15 protein-coding genes and 1 pseudogene are annotated in these 20,182 nt (G+C 39.3%); 4 read left to right on the plus strand and 12 right to left on the minus strand.

The features are described from left to right. Positions 1–12: 12 nt before the first annotated feature. Positions 13–765, minus strand: coding sequence for an SDR family NAD(P)-dependent oxidoreductase (locus FE296_RS26240; RefSeq protein WP_150367682.1), 753 nt, complete (start codon positions 763–765; stop codon positions 13–15). 391 nt (positions 766–1,156) lie between these two features. On the opposite strand from FE296_RS26240, the gene FE296_RS26245 reads away from it, so the two are divergent. After that, entirely contained in the window at positions 1,157–2,410 is a 1,254-nt protein-coding gene (locus FE296_RS26245; protein WP_150366882.1) for a helix-turn-helix domain-containing protein, read from the plus strand. 84 nt (positions 2,411–2,494) lie between these two features. Here the strand turns inward: FE296_RS26245 and FE296_RS26250 are convergent, their stop codons facing one another. From FE296_RS26250 to FE296_RS26260, 3 genes are all read right to left on the minus strand, one after another. After that, positions 2,495–3,196 carry an SDR family oxidoreductase gene (locus FE296_RS26250; RefSeq protein WP_150366884.1) on the minus strand — a complete coding sequence of 234 codons (702 nt, stop codon included), beginning with the start codon at positions 3,194–3,196 and terminating at the stop codon, positions 2,495–2,497. 115 nt (positions 3,197–3,311) lie between these two features. Then, entirely contained in the window at positions 3,312–5,105 is a 1,794-nt protein-coding gene (locus tag FE296_RS26255) for a sensor histidine kinase (RefSeq protein WP_150366886.1), read from the minus strand. After that, positions 5,096–6,682: a response regulator transcription factor gene (locus FE296_RS26260; RefSeq protein WP_150366887.1), complete on the minus strand. Its 1,587-nt coding sequence runs from the start codon at positions 6,680–6,682 to the stop codon at positions 5,096–5,098. Before FE296_RS26260 ends, FE296_RS26255 begins: the two co-directional genes overlap by 10 nt. A gap of 222 nt (positions 6,683–6,904) precedes the next feature. Between FE296_RS26260 and FE296_RS26265 the strand changes: the two genes are divergently transcribed. Together FE296_RS26265 and FE296_RS26270 are read left to right on the plus strand one after the other, a co-directional pair. Beyond that, positions 6,905–7,297, plus strand: coding sequence for a hypothetical protein (locus tag FE296_RS26265; RefSeq protein WP_190945561.1), 393 nt, complete (start codon positions 6,905–6,907; stop codon positions 7,295–7,297). A gap of 72 nt (positions 7,298–7,369) precedes the next feature. Further along, positions 7,370–8,896, plus strand: a complete 1,527-nt coding sequence (locus tag FE296_RS26270; protein WP_150366891.1) for an ABC transporter substrate-binding protein — start codon at positions 7,370–7,372, stop codon at positions 8,894–8,896. Between the two features lie 97 nt (positions 8,897–8,993). Here FE296_RS26270 and FE296_RS26275 read toward each other — a convergent pair whose 3' ends face one another. From FE296_RS26275 to FE296_RS26310, 8 genes and pseudogenes are all read right to left on the minus strand, one after another. Then, a complete protein-coding gene (locus FE296_RS26275) occupies positions 8,994–9,872 on the minus strand; it encodes a TolB family protein (protein WP_150366893.1) in 879 nt (292 codons plus the stop codon). 209 nt (positions 9,873–10,081) lie between these two features. After that, positions 10,082–10,972 (minus strand): carbohydrate ABC transporter permease, encoded by an 891-nt coding sequence (locus FE296_RS26280; protein ID WP_263364279.1) that lies wholly within the window; start codon positions 10,970–10,972, stop codon positions 10,082–10,084. Positions 10,973–10,983: 11 nt separating this feature from the next. Then, positions 10,984–11,913, minus strand: coding sequence for an ABC transporter permease (locus tag FE296_RS26285; RefSeq protein WP_223869034.1), 930 nt, complete (start codon positions 11,911–11,913; stop codon positions 10,984–10,986). 109 nt (positions 11,914–12,022) lie between these two features. Continuing rightward, positions 12,023–13,522: an ABC transporter substrate-binding protein gene (locus FE296_RS26290; RefSeq protein ID WP_150366896.1), complete on the minus strand. Its 1,500-nt coding sequence runs from the start codon at positions 13,520–13,522 to the stop codon at positions 12,023–12,025. 229 nt (positions 13,523–13,751) lie between these two features. Then, positions 13,752–15,398, minus strand: coding sequence for a response regulator (locus tag FE296_RS26295; RefSeq protein ID WP_150366898.1), 1,647 nt, complete (start codon positions 15,396–15,398; stop codon positions 13,752–13,754). A gap of 20 nt (positions 15,399–15,418) precedes the next feature. Beyond that, positions 15,419–16,984, minus strand: a complete 1,566-nt coding sequence (locus FE296_RS26300; RefSeq protein ID WP_223869035.1) for a sensor histidine kinase — start codon at positions 16,982–16,984, stop codon at positions 15,419–15,421. Positions 16,985–17,784: 800 nt separating this feature from the next. Beyond that, positions 17,785–18,186 (minus strand): DegV family protein, encoded by a 402-nt coding sequence (locus tag FE296_RS26305; protein WP_150366900.1) that lies wholly within the window; start codon positions 18,184–18,186, stop codon positions 17,785–17,787. Between the two features lie 188 nt (positions 18,187–18,374). Further along, positions 18,375–18,571: pseudogene (locus FE296_RS26310) on the minus strand (helix-turn-helix domain-containing protein); the annotation flags it as partial. A 385-nt stretch (positions 18,572–18,956) separates the two neighbouring features. Between FE296_RS26310 and FE296_RS26315 the strand changes: the two are divergent. Continuing rightward, the gene (locus FE296_RS26315; RefSeq protein ID WP_150366902.1) at positions 18,957–20,165 is read left to right on the plus strand and encodes a helix-turn-helix domain-containing protein; all 1,209 of its coding nucleotides are present in this window, start codon (positions 18,957–18,959) and stop codon (positions 20,163–20,165) included. Positions 20,166–20,182: the final 17 nt, after the last annotated feature.

A 20,182-nucleotide genomic window follows, 5' to 3' on the forward strand; every position in this document is an offset into this window, starting at 1 on the left:
TCCTCTAAGTCCTTACAATGTCAAACCGCCGTCCACCGCAATGATAGAACCTGTGATGTAGCTTGACTTATCGGATGCCAAGAACACAACCATTTCAGCAATTTCGGTAGGCTCAGCAAAGCGCCCGATACGCATGTTAGGAAGCTCTTCAGGTGTATAGCCAGATTCCTGCATCATCATGGGAACAGATTGGGTAAGTGCCGTATCGACACCGCCTGGACAGATGGCGTTCACACGAATATTTTTGCGAACGTATTCAATCGCAGCCGATTTCGTCAGACCGATCACGGCATGCTTGCTCGCAGTATAGGCTGACAAACTATGTTCGGCGCGAATACCTGCGGTAGATGCCGTGTTGATGATTGAACCAAATCCTTGGACGTTCATAATTTGAAGCACCTTCTTCAAACCCAAGAAAACACCTCTGACATTCACGTTGATAATGCGATCAAATTCAAATACATCTAGATCCTCAATCAGTGAGAATTTCTGCAAAATCCCTGCGTTGTTAAAAAAAACATCAATACGACCGTAAGTGTCAAGTGCAGCCTTAGTGTATCGTTCTACGTCTTCTTCCTTAGAGACATCAGCTTGGATAAATAGCCCTTCTCCCCCCTGCGCGCGGAGTAGATTAACAGTCTCCTCTCCCGTTTCCGTATTAAAATCTACAGCTACTATCTTGTATCCAGATTGAGATAGTTTAAGAGAGGAAGCTCGACCGATACCACCACCGGCTCCGGTTACGATCGCCACCAACCCGTTCATAGAGAGGGTTTCCTGCGAGTTTTTACTTAGGGAACTATTCTGCGAACTCGTTAGATCTACAATTGGGATAATCGATAAGTCCGACAAGATTACCGAAATGAGTTCATCAGGAATATTTGCCTGTGGAATAGCACTGAGTTGCTTCAGAGTAAAACCCTTTCCCATGCTAATCATTGGGCTTGTAGAAATCCCAGGTAAATGTTTTTCCAAAACTTTTACAGCTTCTTCATTTGAGAGCAATTCACCTAATTTTGAGTTTTCTGTGAATGTTGTCAGTTTAATCACCTCGATTAGAATATGTAACTCATTTTAATACTCATTTTATATATTTTATGGTATGTTTCTTATATAAAAAGTATATTATTATGTAATTTTAGGATGTGATTTCGAAATGGGGTTAGTACAAGGTGATGAGTTTATCCATACTTCGTGTAAACTGCTTTTAGAGAGCTTGCAACTACCGGTCAGTTACTCACGAATGGACGATGAGGAAGTCCGTTGCTTTCTTGTGGAAGGAACACCAAATAACCCACTATTCGACAACCATTCTGAGCTTGTTCGGCTTTTGAAGAAACAAGTTCAGCCTTTGAACGTACCTAATATTCATACGACTAATTTCGGAGAATCGCTCATCATTGTTCCTAAGCTTCGTGATGAAGCTATGGAGGCAATCGTCGTTATCGGTCCCTTTACAGTAATTCCGATGAATAACGAGAATATCAATAACCTGTTAACAGAGTTTAATTACACGGTGACACCAGAATGGACATCCTACTTGCAGCAGCTACCTCTCTTATCTTCAAAACGGCTAAATTATATCGGAATTTTGGTACATCATTTGTTGAACGGCATCATGCTTGATATCACTGAAATTATGGAGAAGCATTTTCGGTTTGAGCAACAGTTCCACTCAAGCAAACATGCAGAAATCGTCATTTCAGATCGACGGGAATCACTTGAATTTCGTGGTCTTTTTGAGATTGAAAGACAATTGCTTAGATCCATAAGAAACGGTGATAAAGCCGCCTTCTATAACATGACGATTTTAGCTAATCACGACGGCCCGGGCATCCTATCTAACTACAACCAGTTGCGTAGCATTAAAAATCTCGGCATATATGTTATTGCACTTGCAACCCGAGCTGCAATTGAAGGAGGGTTATATGCGGAAGTTGCATATATTCTCAGTGATCTTCATATTCAACACATTGAAGATCTACGTGAGTACAGTATGGTAGTTTCCGCCATTGGTGATGCACTGATAGACTTTGTAGATCGAGTATCAAATAACAAACGAAAAAATATTTCCAAATCGATTGCAACTTGTCAGGAGTATATCTTCAATCATTTATATGATAATATTCCTTTATCTGTTCTGGCAGACAAAGCAGGTTTACAGGAAAACTACTTATCGCAGCTATTCAAAAAAGAAACCGGAGTAACTATAACTCAGTTCATTCAACAAGAGAAGGTAGAGGAAGCTAAGAAAATGTTGGAATTAACCTCCGAGCGTGTTACTGCTATCGCTGCCAAGTTGAATTTTTATGATCAAAACCATTTCATTAAAATTTTCAAGAGATATACCGGGTTAACACCGAAGAGATATCGAAACAAGAACAAATTTGACACGATAAACGATGACTAGAGTATTAGTTATGAGATGAATTGAATTATTTCGTTCAACCAATAAAAAAACTCATCATATTGTGTATGATGAGTTTTTTTATTGTTAAATACTTATAGCTTTGCCTTTGTGATCAATGAATAATGCCTCATTCTCGGCTTCTATCTTCCGTTCGATGATGTCCAATATGCCATTGGCTGATTCAGTCGCATTGCCAGGAGCATGATCGCCGCCCATATCCGTCCGGATCCAGCCAGGATGAACCGCATGCACAAGAACACCCTCAGGCTTAAGTTCTTGACGTAACTGGGCAGAGAACATATTAAGTGCAGCTTTCGACAATGCGTAGGAATAATCTCCTCCATAGGCTCCAGCGACACTGCCTGCTTCCGAACTGATATTAACAACGGCCTGATGTTTACCTTTTTTAAGTAAAGGCAAAAAATATTTCAATATGATCATTGGGCCAAACAAATTGGTTTGAAATGATTGTTGTACCTGAACGAAGTCAAGTTGTGCAAGTTTCTGTTCGCGCCCCAGTAAGATTGCTGCGCTGTTAATAATGACATCCAAGCTGCTCATTTGACTTGATACTTGCTCACTAGCGTAGCGTACGGAATTTTCGTTCGTTACATCTAGCGAAAGTATCTTAATCTGTTCCGGGAATTGAGTGCTGAGCGCCAATATTCTCTCAGCCGAAGATTCAGCACTTCGAACTCCAGCAAACACCTGATGTCCACGAGCACAAGCTTTGGTAGTAAGTGCCAATCCCAGTCCTCGATTAGCTCCAGTAATTAATATTCGCAACCTTAACTCCTCCTAATTAATCATCTTTTAATTTGAAATCTAACACCTGATGGAAACACGATAAGGTTCGGTTCCATGACTACAAGATCTTAGCATATTGTTGAAACTATAAATATTATAGTTTTTGTGTGGGTATACGGATTACTACAGTTGTACCTACTCCGAGTTTACTATTGAAAGTGAGTCCATATCCCGAACCGTAAAAATGATGGATTCGGTCATTAATGTTTCGCAAACCATATCCACTGCCTCTAGTTCGATTGTTGAGATCATTCGTAAGCCATTTCGATAAAATATCAGGAGACATTCCTTCGCCATCATCAGAAACAACAATCTCAATATCACCTTTAATTAAACCACCTCTTATCTGAATCGTTCCAGCCTCTTCTGTCGTACATAAAATACCATGGATTATGGCGTTTTCTACAATAGGCTGTAGTGTTATTTTTATAATTCCATATTCCATAATTTCCTCATCCACCTGAATGTCCAGTTGGATTTTACTTGCGTACCTGGCACTTTGTATATGCATATAACTGCTGACGTGGAGTAGTTCATCACGGATGGAGATTACTGTATTACCCCCGCTAAGGCTGAGTTTGTAGAACTTAGAAAGCGAAGTCACAACCTGTCCAATCTCATCGGTCATTCCGCTGCGTGCCATCCATTTCATCAGATCAAGCGTATTGTATAGAAAATGGGGATTAATTTGTGCTTGCAACGCTTTTAACTCCGCACTCTTGATTTCTTGCCCTGAACGAAATTGTTCCTCTAACAATATCCCGATTTTGCGAACCATATAGTTATAATTTTCGATTAACTCCCCGAACTCATCTCTGGAAGAGGGCAGTGAGAGTACTACGACGTTACCTTCTTGTACATTTCGCATTTTACGCATGATCTGAGTTAGGCGTGATGTCATATAATTTGAAATTAAAATGGATAGGAGCAAAGCGATTAAACCAATAACGATGAGCAAAAGAACTGAGTTTTTTAGCATAGCTTTGCTTTCAGCAGCAATTTCCTTTAAGGGAATTACTGTAACCATATACCAATCGGTTCCGGGAATCAGTTTGCTTTGGAGATATACCTCAGAATTTTCCAGTTTGACAAAATGAGGTTCTTTTTTAGAGGAACGAATCACCTGATCTTTATCGATCTTGTATTTCTGTTGAAGTGAGCGATTAGAACTCGCAACATTCTCCCCATTGGAATCTTGAATATACGTCAAGCTGTTTCGGATGGGGGCAGCGTTGACTAGGATATCAGTGACCATGCTAACCGGAATATCCAATCGGATAACGCCTAGAAATTCCGAGTAATCATTAGGATTACGAAATGGCCTGAGAACTGCCAAAAAATTATCTTCATTTGCCTCGGGATCTGTAAAGTAAGAGTTGGGGGCCCACAAAATCCCTTTACCGCTCTCCATCAATCGCTTAAACCAATAGGTCTGACGTGCCTTCTCCAGACTGAAGAGGTTAATGTTCTCCTCAGAATAAAACAATTCCTCATTAACAAATAATTTGACGCTTTGAATATTACTGTGGTCTTCCAAGGAAGATAAGAATGGCTTCAAATCGAGAAAATTTCTGTACTGTATGAAGAAATCATCGGTGCTTCCTTCGGATGTCATCACATCGGTAAGCATTTTCTCTGATATAAGAATATCGCTCGCCGTGCGAATTTGTTGAAATTTGAAGGAAAGAAAAGAGAATGACTGGTCAAAGTTTCGCTCCACAGAAAATGAAGTCCTGTTTAAAAATTGCTTATAGAGTTGCTCAGAAGACAGATAGAAATACCCACCGAGCGGAAGTATGATAAGCGTGAAGAAGGAAAGAATCAGCTTATTTCTAAGCTTGAGGTCTGAGAAAAATTGGAAGAATCGTGCTTTCTCCTTCACTTCCATCCTACAAGCCCCTCCCTGTATTCAGATGGATTGCACCCGGTCAATTTACGAAAACATTTGGCAAAATAGTCTCCGTTGTTATATCCCACGCTCAACGATACATCAGCCACTTTACGCGAAGGGTCACGCAATAGTTCCTTCGCTTTATCAATCCGATAATTCGTAATATACTGATTAATTGTTTGACCAGTCTCCTGCTTAAAGCGGTTGCAAAGATACGAATTCGTAAGCATCGTATAGGTACTGATTTTACTGATCGATAGGTGAATATCCGAGTAATGGTCATGCACATATTGAAGAACTCCGTTAACAATACCACTATAAGGAGATTGCTCCATAATTGATGATGAATAGCGTTCCACCTTCATGACGATAAAATCTTTCAACTCGCTCAAGGTTTCTAATTCGTGCATCATGTTCCATATCGATCCCGAGCTATCCGTATTATCGAACAGGTGGATATTTCGTTCTCCCGACACACGAATCAGTGTCATCAGAAGCTGGAAATACATTTCTTTTAAATAGTTGACCATCGTGTTCTTATACTGCTTGATATCAAAGGTGAGACTGGAAATAAGCCGAATAGCTTTCTCAATTTCCTGTTTGTAGAGATGTTCCCCGAACACTTTTACTAAGTGAGGATCAATGGAATACGCAGGTGTCTGAATCTCGTGATACCCGTAAACGGAATAACCGTTATAGAACATATGCTGCAAGGCTATTACCGCTGTACTATAGGATTTTTCAGCAGCCGACAACCCTATGACGGTTTTGCCTGATGCGATGAATACCATCTCCTTGTCTGGCAGGATATCCAATAAGTTTGAGGCAAATCGATCAGCAGCATCCTGGAGTTCATCCAGATTGCCTGAGACGACGTAGAGGTGTATGACGATATGAGAGTCGTCCTTCACAGCGGCGATCCCTGTGGTACTGGATTCAGTCAGCAAACCAGAGACCAAACCATAAATGTTTTCTACGGTCAATTCCAATCGTTGTGAATTCAGCATGTTTTTCTTACGAATCTTCACCAATAGAGTTTGCAAACGCATTCTGGCTGGAAAAGCATATCCGGCTAATTCTACCAACTCACTGATCCGTTCTTTGCCACAGTCGGGTTTCGTAATCGCTATCGCGAGTTCGCTCGAAATGAGTGGTTTAGCGGCCAAAATCATATTCGTTTCTGTTTTGGGATTCTGTCCTGCTGAGCGAGTATGTGAAACTGCTATCTGAAGGGCATCCTGCAGATCGTTTAATTCTATGGGTTTCTCGACGTATGAGACCGCTCTTAGTTTTATTGCCGATTTCAGATATTGTTTGTCGGAAAAACCGCTCATGAAAATGATCTGACAGTTTGGATCTATTTCCCGATAAGCGGTAGCAAGCTCTATTCCATCCATTTTGGGCATTCGCACATCGGTTAACAGTAGTTGCGGCAGCTCCCTTCGTGCAATATCCAGTGCCTTACTTCCATTGCTCGCTTGAAGCACAGTCCCGATTCCAAACTGTTCCCAGGGAATTGCTCCTATAATCCCTTGAAGCGTAAATGGATCATCATCTGCGATAAGTATCTTCACTTCGAAAATACCCTCCTATCATGATACATATTAGTTTTATTTCAGATCCTACAATATATTTGGCTAGATTACAATTTTGTCGGGTTATAATGGCTTTAGAAACTGTCAAACTAACGACGATAACGCTTTCATGATAATTACAAAAAGAATAGGAGGTTTCAACAGTGTAACGTGAATCGTTGATGCAGCATCTGATCAAGAATAGACTATTGGTATTAATGAATGGCCTTATCTTTATCTTTAACGGATGAACAGGAGATGATACGTAATGGTTATACGCTGTTCCCGTCTTCTTTCTCTTTAAAGGCATACGCAGTCGCCCTTGAAAACCCGATGATTATTCTTAGAGCATATGTCGTTACACTATTTATTACAGTAGTTAGAACCATATCCAGTGTATCCCTGATGCCTATGACTGCGTCCGCCATTCATAAACATACGTTCCGCATTGCGGACGGCTTGGCTTTCTTTTTCTTCTTCACTCACGTCTATCATACTTCCGTATGCAAACAGTACTTGCGACCGTTGCAACGGCTTCTTTATAATCTAGTCACGAACTCCGACGAGCTGCGAAGAATCTCGGCGTTACCCAACGGAGGGAGCGTGCAAGGCTGACTTTAGGTGCTGTGAAAAGTTAATTTCAGCACAGTGCCGATTTAACTTATACTACATTATAGGAGGGTCAACATGAAAAACAAACGAAAAAAGTGGTCTATCACTCTGGTAATTGTTATGGTCTGTGCAATGGTCTTGTCTGCCTGCAGCAATTCAGAGAAAGATAGTTCACCTGGGTCAGAGAACAATAGCATGGATCAAGTCACTCTTAAAATGATTCTTCTCGGTGATAAGCCTGCTGATGCTGATCTTGTCTATCAGGAATTAAGTAAAATGGCGCAGAAAGATATCAATGCCAAAATTGAAGTAACCAACTTTACGTGGGGCGAGTGGGCACAGAAATACTCACTTCTTTTCTCCGCCGGAGAAGATTTCGACCTGATTTATGCTTCGAACTGGACAGATTATCAAGGTTTCGCCAGTAAGAATGGGTTTCTGGAATTGACTGAGGATCTCTTGTCAAAAAACGCGTCAATTAGTTGGGAGAAAACACCTGAGGATGCTTGGGAGCAAGCTAAAGTTAATGGTAAGGTTTACGCTGTACCTCAGGCAGTACAGGAGAATGGAGCAATCGGATTCTTGCTGCGCGGAGATTTAAGAGAGAAATATAATGTCCCGCAGATTAAAGACATGGCTGGTTTGGACGCCTATTTAACTGCAATTGCTAAGAATGATCAAGGCATCACTCCTTTTGCCTATCATCATAGTACAGAGGGTTTTATCCAAACTTTATTTGATCCAAATCTTGGGCAACCTGACAACTTAGGTGTATCTTCAAACAAAGCCCTGACTTGGAACGTTTACAGCAAAGGAGGAATGCAAGCCAAGATGGGATTCGAGAATGAAGCTTACAAAAATTTTGCCAGTACAATGTTCCGTTGGCAGAAGGCTGGCATTCTCTCAAAAAATGCATTATTACAAAATGAAAAATCACCTGAGTTATTTGAAGCAGGGAAATCAGCGGTGCAAGTCTCCTCACTTGATCAAATTTCAAACACAGCTGTGGCCATTGGAAAAGTCCATCCAGAATGGAAGGCTGAAATCTTCATTCCAAAAATGAAGACCGTTCCTTCTGGGTACATGCAAAATGGTGTTGCTATCAATGCTCGTTCCAAACATCCTGAGCGGGCACTTGAATTGCTTGACCTGTTAAAGTGGAATAAAGCCTACTCCGATCTAACCTGGTACGGGATCAAAGGCAAGCATTGGGAGCCGGTAGGCGATGACCGATTCAAAGAACTTGCGGATTCATCAAAATATCCACCAGGAGCGAATGACCCATGGGGATGGCGCGGTCCGAACGAAAGATGGAGCATCGAATCACCTGATGAAATCGTCAAAGAATTAAGGGATTATCGGAAAATTGAACACGAGTACCCATATGGGTTTAACTTTATCTACAGTGACGCTAATGTGAAGAACGAAAATGCAGCTATTCAGAATCTCGCCGAACAATACATGAATCCGGCCAGCGTTGGTCTGATCGATTACGACACAGCTTATGCAAAATTTGAATCCGCTGCCAAGAAAGCGGGTCTGGACACAACCTTAAAGGATTTACAGGCACAGATTGATGCATATAAGATAGAGAAACCTTAAGAAGAAAAATCAGCCGCTTTGCTCTCCTGTTGGAAGCAAAGCGGCTGATTTTACATTTGTACATTCCCCTACGTGCTAAGTCGGGATCTGCCCACTTCTAGTCAAGCACCTTATAACTTACAAAAGCCAGTTTTTTGCTATCAGGAGACCAAGAGTTAACGTTAATGGTACCCTGCCCGCCGAACAATCGGACCAAAGTACGATAATTGCCGCCGTGACTTGGCATCAGACGAATTTCTACCTCTTTATTTGCTGGATGTTCACCTGGATCAACATCGTTCTTCTTATAACTAAGATAAGCCAACAGTTCTCCGTTAGGAGATACATGCGGAAACCAATTATTACTTTCTTCAAAGGTCATCTGAACCAGTACGCTGCCGTCTGTATTCATACGCCACACCTGCATAAGACCCGATTGTACCGAGTTAAACCAAATGTTCTTTCCATCCGGAGAATATTCCGGGCCATCATTCAGTCCGGTGGTAAAGGTCAATTGAGTCTCGATCCCGCCGTTAACTGGAATGGTGTATATGTCGTATTCGCCGTTGCGCTCTGCACAATAGGCGAGTGTGTTACCATCAGGCGACCATCCGTGCAAGTAGCTAGGAGCTAATGGGGTGATGAGAATCGGATTACCACCTTTGAATGGGAGAATATAGATTCGGGACAGGTCATCCTCATTCGTATGATGACTCACCGCAACGTGCGTGTTATCGGGAGACAATACATGGTCGTTATTGCATCGATTCGCATAACCGGAATCAATAATTTCACTTTCCCTGGAAGTGAGATCAAAAGTGTAAAGGCGGCCTAAGCTGTTATATATAAGATGTTTGCCGTCACGCGTCCAATTAGGCGCCTCTATTATAAAATCAAATTCAGCTATGATACTACGTTCACTACTATTAATATCCACCACTTCCAGGAGACTGATTATCTTGTTTCTAGCATTTCGAGGTTCATCTGATTTTTGCATCTTGGTACCTCCGGTATTTTGATCTATATTCTATTACATGTTGTTTCGTTGATTAGAGTGATATTCAAAACAAAAGGTGTTTCCCCGTTCGTTAAGTTAAAGCAAAAACGGAAGGATTAACCTTCCGCTTCTTTCACTTTTACATCCTACCGAATGGATTGTATTGCCCAAAGAATACGTCAATTCAACTCACTTCCATATGCTTTGGATCAACCCTTAACCGCGCCAAGAGCTAAACCTTTGACGAAGTACTTCTGAAGGAAAGGATAAGCGATCATGATCGGAGCAATACTGATTACAGCTATCGCCATACGGAAGGCTTCTGTTGGTAAATCTTGCATTGCCCCACTTGCTAATGAACTTACGGAACTGTTACTGGATAGAAACTGAATATTGCTCATCAATTGGTTCATCACAGTTTGCAAGCTGTATAACTTGGGATCGGTAAGATAAATCAAGCCATTAAACCAATCATTCCAATACATGAGCCCTTGTAACAAACCAACAACAGCCAAAATAGGCAACGAAAGCGGAAGAACTATTTTGCGGTAGATCGTAAACTCTTTAGCACCGTCTATACTTGCTGATTCCAAAACCGAAGAAGGTACGGTCGTCATGAAAAAACCTCTCATCATCATTACGCTAAACCCGTTCATTAATAAACCAGGAATAATAAGAGCCGCCAATGTATTTTTCAGATGGAACACTTGGGTATATATGATATAAGTTGGTGCCAATCCGCCGTTGAATAACAAGGCAAAGAACAAAAGGAATGCAACAAACCTGCCCCCTGGCAAATCCGGTCGGGAAAGAGGATAAGCCAGCATCGACGTAATAAGCAAACTAGAGAGCGTTCCGAATACAGTAACAAAAACAGTAATTCCATAAGCATTAAAAATTAATGAGGATTGCTGCCATATATACTCATAAGCTGCAAAACTAAATTCCTGCGGGAAGAAGGAGTACCCATTTTGGATAATAGATTGTTCATCGGTTAAAGATGATATGACAAGAAGCAAGAAAGGAATTATACAACCAAGTGACAACAACATCAAGATGATATTAGAACCCCACTGCCATCTACGATCTTCATGAGCCATAATGATTCCTCCTAAAATAACGCATTATCCTTGTTGATTCTTCGAACCGTATAGTTCGATAGGATGACAAGGACAAAACCAACAACGGATTGATACAATCCTGCCGCAGCGGACATCCCAATATCGCCGAGCTGCATTAGCGCCCGGAATACGTACGTATCAATGACGTTCGTTGTACTGAATAAGGCTCCCGAGTTCATTGGTACTTGATAAAATAGTCCAAAGTCAGAGTAGAAGATACGTCCTATACTAAGTAACGTCATCATAACAACAATTGGAGTTATCAACGGGATTGTAATCTTTAGTATTTGCTGCCATTTACTGGCTCCATCCAGCATAGCCGCTTCATAGTAATCCTTATCAATACCAATTATGGCTGCGAGATAAACTACACAGGAGAAGCCAATCCCTTTCCATAAATTCACTATGACCAAAATATATGGCCAAAACTTGGGCTCATTGTACCAAGAGATAGGATCTATCCCTAGAGCGGGTAGTATTGTTTTGTTCATTAAACCCACATTTACGCTTAATAACGAGTACACCAGGTAACTGACCAGAACCATAGAAATCAAGTAGGGAAGTAACAGAACACTTTGATAGAATTTTACTGCGAGCTTATTCTTGATTTCATTTAAGAGAATAGCAGTTCCCACACCAACAATCAGCCCTATTACAATAAAAGCTGCATTGTAGAGAATTGTATTACGAGTAATAACGTAAGCATCGGATGAAGATAATAAAAACTTGAAGTTATCCATACCATTCCAGTCGCTGCCCCAGATACCCTTTGCAAAATTCACATCCTTGAAGGCTATGGTTAATCCATACATAGGCATATAATTATTTATGATCAAATAAGCAATACCAGGTAACATCATTAAATAAAGGGAACTGAATTTCCATAGTTTCTTTCTTGTAACACTTAATTTGTTATTCATCGTTCGACACTCCCTTCATTCAATCTCATAACTTAAAACTCAAATAAAAGGAAGAAAGGAAAGACAGTCACGCGATCGCATGACCGTCTCTACTGTTACAAGTAAATCTTTAATTCTGACTTTTCACCCACTCGTCGAGTTGTTTTTGTTTTTCAGCGATAACCTTGCCAACACCGGCAGCTTTCAGGCTTTCTATAAACTTAGGCAGAACACTGTCCGGATCTACACTTCCTGTTTCAAGTGGGAGAGCATATTGAGTAATCACGTTTCCTATGGCAGCAAGCTCTGTCTTAACGGACGATGGATCGAACGTGAAGCCTAATGCTTTCGATTTGGTAGCCGAATCGTTAAACTGTTTTATTTTTTTCCACAATTCTGGGTCCGTCCCATTCCAGATGTAGGAGAGAAATTGATTGCCGAACAGCCATCCTGCATTTAAATAGTATCCAGAATTCTGAGCATTCACGCCTTCGGGAAAATCAATGACATTCTCAGACTTAACCTCATAATGTTTTCCTTTAATTCCCCAAGTCAGCAAGTTTGAAATATCCTCATCGGAATACATTAGATTAAGAAATTCCATCGCCTTATCCGGAGTCTTAGAGTTTACAGTAATTCCCCACATCGTATTCGTAATTTGAGACGTCGTGGAAACGGGCGGTTGGGAGAATGTTACAACTTTCATAGGTACACCTCCTTGAACTGTTTCAGATAGTGCTGCTGGATGTGCACTAAGTAAAAACGAGAAAGCCCGGTTTGAGTTAATCAGGTCAGTCGAGCTAACTTGATTGGTCGATGCGTCCTGGAGAATCAAACCTTCCTGATACCATCTTCTAAGCATTTTAAGATGTTTGGCATATTCTTCTGTCTCATAAAGATTAACTACTTTTAAGTCGTTATCATAGTTAGGAAGAACTCCGATGGTATTATTGAGTTCGTCGAATGTTTTGTAGTTGTTAAGTATAGACGCACCAACTGTTGACGGGATAATAGGAGCGATATTAGATTCGCCAGCTTTAACTTTTTTCAACACTTCTTCCAGGTCTTCAATCGTTTGAAGTTTGCTGGTATCAATTTCGTACTTTTCAACAATATCCTTTCGCATTGTAACGCCATTGACATCAGCCATTTCATGAAGGGTCGGAACGCCATAGATGGAGCCTTTCACTCTGGATGCATCCAGGTAAGCCGGATCCAATGCCTTCACGATTCCTTGGCCATGTTTTTCTAGAAGATCGTCTAGCGGAATAAATTGACCTAGTAGAACGGATTGGCTATAATTGTAAATACTTGGCATAAGATCAAGCTGTTCACCGCCGGAGAACATCAAATTCGTTTGCTGCATCCAGTTCGAAAAGGTGATGGGCAATAATTTCACTTTAACATTAATCTTCTCTTGGGCAATTTCGTTAATGGCACTTTCAACTAAAGCCATATCTTTCGGTTGTGCACTAAAAATCGGAAATGCGACCGTTAATTCAGTAACTCCCTCTTTATTATTGTCCACCTCAGTGTTAATGCTACTATCACTACTACTACTGCTGCATGCAGACAATAACAACATGGAACCAAAGAGCAATACACTTAACAACTTCAGTCTCTGTTTCATAGTCCTAACCCCTTCATCGTAAATTTTCTACTAATGAAACCGATAACATAAAAAGTGTCCAGAAGTGGATAATTAAAGTTTACTAAGAACTGCCCTGCGATTCTGCTCTCTACACGACATTCCTATATTCATTTGGCGACTATATGCGCTATCCTACCCGTCACTTCATAGAATTAAACCGGTCAAGCTAGAACTTAACCGGTTCGAATATTACGCTATTCATTTACTTTTATTTATTCAATTGATTTTCATTATCTACATTATTATCTTCGTTATTATCAACCGTGGGGCGTTGATGTAGTTGACGATATTCATTAGGGTTCAAGTTCGTATGCTTTTTAAATGTTCGTGAAAAATGTGAGAAATTCACATATCCAATATGGGATGCAACGTTACTGATGGCCATATCTGTCTTCACGAGAAGTTCTTTGGCAACCCTTAACCTTTCGTGAAATAAATAATCAGAAACGGCCATACCTGTTTCCTTTTTGAAAATACGGGTTAGGTAGTCCGGATTAAGAAACACATGATTAGCGATTTCTTCACGGGAGATATCCTTAGAAATATTAAGTTTGATAAATTGGGTTACTTTTTGTACAACACTCAAAGATTGTTTCAATGAATGTACATATTCTTTTGCTTTTATAACGACATGCTCTACCCATTCGAGTAAATTGGTCACGGAGCGAGATGCATTAGCACTCAACTGCTGTGACAAGGAATTGCTATACAATTGATGCGCTTGAATTCCTTTTGTTTGTAATACAAAATGCATCATCTGTTGAAAATCTTGGTAGATTCGGTTCAAAAGATCAGCATTTAAAATTCCTCTATCCAGTCCATTGAGATATTGGGAAGATTCATACAATACCTCATCAAAAGAATTCTCATTCAACATAACAGACCATAACTTGATATTACCGGGCTCATAAATGAAGGAGCTATTTTGAGATTTGGCTAGAAAAAAAACTTTATTGTTATATGCAACGTTGTTTCTATCCATCTCATTAAGCTTATTCACCATATCTAACATTTCATGGCCATGGACGGTTTGTCCGATATAACATGAGATATCGCAATAAAAGTAATGACTGCACTCATCAATATAACGCTGGACCTCCTTTTCCAAAGAGATGTTAATATCCTCATTTTCTTCAACTGATAATATGGCAAGCATCTTTCTATTATTGAGCGAAATAATCAATCCCTCTTTCCCGGTGTTAAAAAGAATTTCTTCTGCAGAATTTTTGAGAGCATACTCCAGAATTCTCTCCTCACGCAGAGTTAATGGCTTGTACCATCTTTGAACGTTCATCAATATAGGTATAAACACTAACTCATTAATATATTGAATGTTTCGGTCGACTGCAGCGAGACTCATGGCATTTGGACTTGATGGAATAGTTTGATTCAGAATATCCTGCCAAAAGCGTTCAATTAACAATGGTTGATGCTGAAACCAGAATTGTCCGAACTTCGTGTATTGAACTATTTCTGATTCTTTGTGGATTTTATTCTTCGCTTTAAGGATCACTTTTTCAAGCTCTTCAAAAGGTACCGGCTTAAGAATATATTCAAAGCTTCCTAATCGAATTGCCTCCTTGGCATAGTAAAAATCAGCATGGCAAGTCAGAAAAATGGTTTCTGTTTGGGGAAAACGTTCTCTAACCCACTTTGTTAACTCCAAACCCGATGCCTGCGGCATCTCGATATCACATAACATAATATCAATGCGTTCAGTCTCGAATAGTTCTTTAGCTTGTTTTACCGTATGCGCTGTATGGACAGTCTGAATCCCCAATTTACCCCAATCAATACCAGCGCGAACTCCTTCGACGGCATGAATCTCGTCATCAACAATTAAGATCTGGTACATAAATAACTCAATCCACCTCTCTATATTTCTTCTTGATAAGGAAGACGAATTTCCACTACAGCTCCATTCGGAAAGCCATTATAACAAGATAATGAAGCATCATCACCATATAAAAGTAATAATCTTTTTCTCACATTCCAGATTCCAATATGTTCGCCTTTCTCGTCGACAATACGATTTCCCGAGCGAATCTCTTCTAATACTTTTTCGGAAAACCCTGTTCCTGTATCCCTAATGACGATTTCAATAAAAGGGTTTAAAGCCGTTTCTCTTAATTCAAAACTTACCGATAAATGCAGGGGTTCCTCCAATGTCACACCATGTTTAATTGAATTTTCAAGAAAAGTTTGTATCAACAAAGGAGGAATCTCCAATTGCCCGAGTAATTCAGGGTACTCAATATTACATGTCAATTGATCAGGGAACCGCAACTCTTGAATGCGAATATAGTTGTGGACATGCTCCATCTCTTCCTGCAAGGTAACAAAGGATAGATTACTGCGAAACATGAACCGAAAATATCGAACTAAACAAAGTGTCATATCTTGTATCAGCGTAAAATTCTTCACTTGAGCCAGGCTGTATAGGATATTTAGTGAATTCATAAAGAAATGCGGATTAATCTGGAGCTGGAGATGTTGAAGCTCAATTCTCTGCTTGCTCAATTGTTCTTCATATACATTAATTTTCAATTCTTCAATTTTATTGATCATTTTATTAAAAGTTTGATTTACCATTAAAAATTCATCTGATGCCTTAAAGTTATCTATTCGAACATTTACAAGGCCTTTGTTTATTTTGTTCATTACAGAGATGAGTCTATTTAAAGGTACTAACAATGTCCGATGTAGAAAAAAAAGACACAGTGGTACTAAAGCTATGACAGTAAAGGAAATCCAACGGATTAACCATGATAGAATAGGAAGATTCTGCAAAATTTGCTCATTTGGGATAATTGCAGTCAGACTGAATTTCCCCTCCTTAGAAGATTCACCAATAACCAGTATGTTATTTTTGTTGCCTGTTAAATAATATTGTTGTTCTAACCCTTTTGACAAATCAACCTGTGCAAGAGGCAAATCTGTAGGAACCATAGGAATTCCTTCAGAAGTAACCAATAGTGCACTACCATTCTTTCCTAGATCTATTAAACTCATAGGACCGATAAGTGTTTTAGCATTGACCCAGGCACCAATAAATAGGTTATCTGATTTGATTATGCGTAGAAGATAGCTATCATTTCCAATATTTCGTATATACCAGTTGTTCGTGGGTAGTTGAGACGAGTTTGATAATTGATTTAAATGCTTAACCAGATTTTCTTCAATCTCCATTCGTTCTGAATAGGATACAGAGGATTGAGAAACATTTAGCAAGTCTTGCCCTTCAGGTTGGAAAATGAAGAAAGAATCAATGGATGTATATAAAAATATATTGTTGGATAAATTTACTGATACGTTGTATTTAGCCATTTGGTATTCGTCATCAGAGTTGGGTGCATTCATGGACTGAATATCATAATTAACTGTGGCTAGACTAAGGATATTCCTCTCAGCAAGTTTTAACCGATCATCAATCTGACTCATATACAGAGAAATTAAATTTTTATTGGAGATGGCCACTTGATTACGCACTACATTTATACTGTAATGGTTGTTATATATAAGTAAGGTAATAAGTGGTAATGTGACGACAAACAAATCCGACAACCAGTTTTAACCGAATGGAGTTCCAAGAAAAATGTGGAAATATAGTGCCCATTTTTATTCCCCCTGTTAATTGAAAGTTGGGCGGTTGCATATTTCACAATAGCCATCTTAAAGTGTACCAGCTTATATATACTTCGGAATAAAAATTTTTGTTAAAGTCCTCCTTCTCAAGTGTACATTACATACACCTTCTCATTTGATCATAGAGCATGAGTAAAATCTACCTAATACACGACTTTTTAATGTTCATCTGACGACATTTCAAGCGAATGCTTATATCAACTTAAAATGAATATTCTTGTTACGGACCTTCATCTTGACTACATATATCAAATCAAATAAGAAGTTACCGGTAGGGCAACTTCTTATTAAAGTAGAATATAACTATCACCCAGGCTTCAGAATGAAGCTGATTGCAAGACTGTGTTGTCCACTGTGAGAGGAGATTGCACACCCGCCTTCAATAAATAAATCGCGAATGTTTGTCTCTTCAAGAACTGCTCTCCGGATCCACTCTGCAGTCTCAGCTTCCAGGGTTTGGTCAACAATGATCTGATCATGATCATTACGGTGAACCTGTAAAAATATGCTATCCAATCTTTTGCTTATTACCGCGGTATTTCACCTCGGATAATACTCTTCCATGCCTTACATAGAGAATAGGCTTGATTAGCAGTTTACTGGATTTCATCACGCAGCAAGTGAAATTTATCCGAGATAAACAGAGCACTCCTCCCCTCCGCAGCCGCTTGGGCAGCCAGAAGATTACTCATGGCTGTTCCTGCAGTTACATTTAACGAATCTATTACGGTTACCCGCCCTGGTGGAAATTTCCTTGCGGCAATTAGTGCATTCTGATAAGTGGATGATACCTGAGATGACATACTGATAAACAGTACGTCTTTACTATTTTCAATAACTAGGCCGAAAGACTGAACAAAGTCGGCGGGTGAGGGGGCTGCAGTTTTCGGCAATTTGCCTAATTCCTCTACCCTTCTATACATCTCATGAGTATTGATCTCGATCCGATGGCTAAAGAGGTGTACTTTTAAGTTTAGGGCTTTGCAATTCACTACCATATTTATAGAGTTTTATCATGGAATTAGACAGGATAGATCCACTACTTGAAATTTGATTCACCTAGAGGCCCGTTAGATCTCCCACTTTGTTATAAATTAATTTGTATATCACGACAAACTAAATGTATTATTATGACCGTACTTTACGATGATTCGTAACTGAAAATTCTGGTGAAGTTCGGGAAATTTTACAGATGAAGAATTCCTTTTTCCAATGAAACAGCAATAGCCTCAGCCTCAGAGCGAGAATCCACACCTAGCTTGTTATAGATTTGGGTTAGATGTGCCTTTATTGTCCGTTCCGTGACACCCATGTCAAAGGCAATTTCTTTGCTGCGCATCCCACGGCATCCGCTTGAAGGATTATTAATTCTTTTTCTGTTAACAGTCTGAAAGGACCGACATCGTTTGCCATACGACAGTAATGACGGTACTATTATCTCCAAGACAATGACAGGTACACGTCTGGAAGTGATTTTGTCTTCTTCGTCAGCAATTCCCCTACTTAAAAAACGGGACTGTTCATGAGATTCTCTCATTTGGTCCTCTCGTTAGCTTAATTATTTCGAGTAATTTACGAATTATTAAAAATAGCACCCGAGCTCTCTGAATGGTGGGTGCCACTGAGTCAAGCTTCTCTAATTAACCCACGCTTTTCAATCTCTCGATAAAACGTTAATTTTTTTACTTATTAAATAATATGTATATTTATGTATCTTTATAAAATATCGTCCAAAGCACTTTTTTATAAAAAATAAGGAGTATCGATAATGAAACAAAACTTAAAATTCATCTCTAAAATGATCTGTGATGCATATAATATTCCAATTATTGGTTTTGATAATGAAAACGGCCACATTTTTAGCAGTGGAACTCATCTGAAACATCCTCTTTTTCACTCAATAGAAGAATCTATAAACCGGCTCATTCAACCTGAAGATCAGCAAAATGTTCCCTTGATCAAAACAACAAACTATCTGGAGACGTTCATTGTATTTCATGTATCTTCAACCACAACTATGATAATTGGACCTTTTTCTTCCTACGAGGTTACCGAGAACATGATATATGGTATTATTCATGACTATCAAATATCTTCTGCTTATCAGGAAGAGTTGTTTTTTTATTACAGTCAATTAGAGTGGTTAAATCAAAAGAAAATTTTGTCTCTTTGCTTCCTTACTTATTATTTAATATATCAAGAACCACTTGAAGAAGAGTTAGTCACATCTCAACTAAAAAATTCTGAAGAAATTGAATCAAGCCATATTGAACAATTGGTACGCCACCGCCGTCTTGATGCTTCTTTTCATATGGATTATCGGGTCGAACAGAAAATCTGGCAATGTGTAAAAGAAGGAGATAAGGAAAAGCTGTTGGAACATTTAGATACGGTCAAAATTGAAGGTGCAGGTCTGCTATCGAAAAAAAGCCACCTTCGTAACATTAAAAATCAAACCATCATCTCTATTGCACTTGCAACAAGAGCAGCAATGGACGGTGGACTTTATCCTGAAATTGCGTATACGATGAGTGATGTCACCATTCAAAAAGTAGAAGAAACTTCCGAACTACAAAAAATCTACTTGATTGGGGATGACTTCTTGTTTTCATTAGTTGACCGTGTGAAAGAAAGCAGAGAAAATAGTTACTCTAAAGCTGTACAAGTTTGTAAAAACTATATATTCAATCATATTTTTGAGCAAATTTCTATCAAGGATCTGGCTGACATGGTTCATTTGAATGCCGTATATTTGTCACAGCTTTTTAAAAAAGAAACCAACAAACCGCTTGGAAAATACATTCAAGACGAAAAAATAAAAGAAGCTCAAAAATTGCTTATCCAATCTGACCATTCTGTAGCGAACATTTGTATGCTTCTCCACTTCAATGATCAAAGTTACTTTTCAAACATATTTAAAAAATATACTGGATTATCACCAAGTCAATATCGGAAAAATCCAGCATTCATTAATTAGTTCTCATTTTTTACTTC

It is taken from the genome of Paenibacillus sp. UASWS1643, from assembly GCF_008693195.1.
Taxonomy (GTDB): domain Bacteria; phylum Bacillota; class Bacilli; order Paenibacillales; family Paenibacillaceae; genus Paenibacillus; species Paenibacillus amylolyticus_B.

What these genes read in the sequence shown, in the direction of transcription:
- FE296_RS26240 (WP_150367682.1), bottom strand. Translation starts at nt 765, where the DNA reads ATGAACGGGTTGGTGGCGATCGTAACCGGAGCCGGTGGTGGTATCGGT.
- FE296_RS26245 (WP_150366882.1), top strand. Translation starts at nt 1,157, where the DNA reads ATGGGGTTAGTACAAGGTGATGAGTTTATCCATACTTCGTGTAAACTG.
- FE296_RS26255 (WP_150366886.1), bottom strand. Translation starts at nt 5,105, where the DNA reads ATGGAAGTGAAGGAGAAAGCACGATTCTTCCAATTTTTCTCAGACCTC.
- FE296_RS26265 (WP_190945561.1), top strand. Translation starts at nt 6,905, where the DNA reads ATGGCCTTATCTTTATCTTTAACGGATGAACAGGAGATGATACGTAAT.
- FE296_RS26270 (WP_150366891.1), top strand. Translation starts at nt 7,370, where the DNA reads ATGAAAAACAAACGAAAAAAGTGGTCTATCACTCTGGTAATTGTTATG.
- FE296_RS26275 (WP_150366893.1), bottom strand. Translation starts at nt 9,872, where the DNA reads ATGCAAAAATCAGATGAACCTCGAAATGCTAGAAACAAGATAATCAGT.
- FE296_RS26280 (WP_263364279.1), bottom strand. Translation starts at nt 10,972, where the DNA reads ATGGCTCATGAAGATCGTAGATGGCAGTGGGGTTCTAATATCATCTTG.
- FE296_RS26285 (WP_223869034.1), bottom strand. Translation starts at nt 11,913, where the DNA reads ATGAATAACAAATTAAGTGTTACAAGAAAGAAACTATGGAAATTCAGT.
- FE296_RS26290 (WP_150366896.1), bottom strand. Translation starts at nt 13,522, where the DNA reads ATGAAACAGAGACTGAAGTTGTTAAGTGTATTGCTCTTTGGTTCCATG.
- FE296_RS26295 (WP_150366898.1), bottom strand. Translation starts at nt 15,398, where the DNA reads ATGTACCAGATCTTAATTGTTGATGACGAGATTCATGCCGTCGAAGGA.
- FE296_RS26300 (WP_223869035.1), bottom strand. Translation starts at nt 16,984, where the DNA reads ATGAGTCAGATTGATGATCGGTTAAAACTTGCTGAGAGGAATATCCTT.
- FE296_RS26305 (WP_150366900.1), bottom strand. Translation starts at nt 18,186, where the DNA reads ATGGTAGTGAATTGCAAAGCCCTAAACTTAAAAGTACACCTCTTTAGC.
- FE296_RS26315 (WP_150366902.1), top strand. Translation starts at nt 18,957, where the DNA reads ATGAAACAAAACTTAAAATTCATCTCTAAAATGATCTGTGATGCATAT.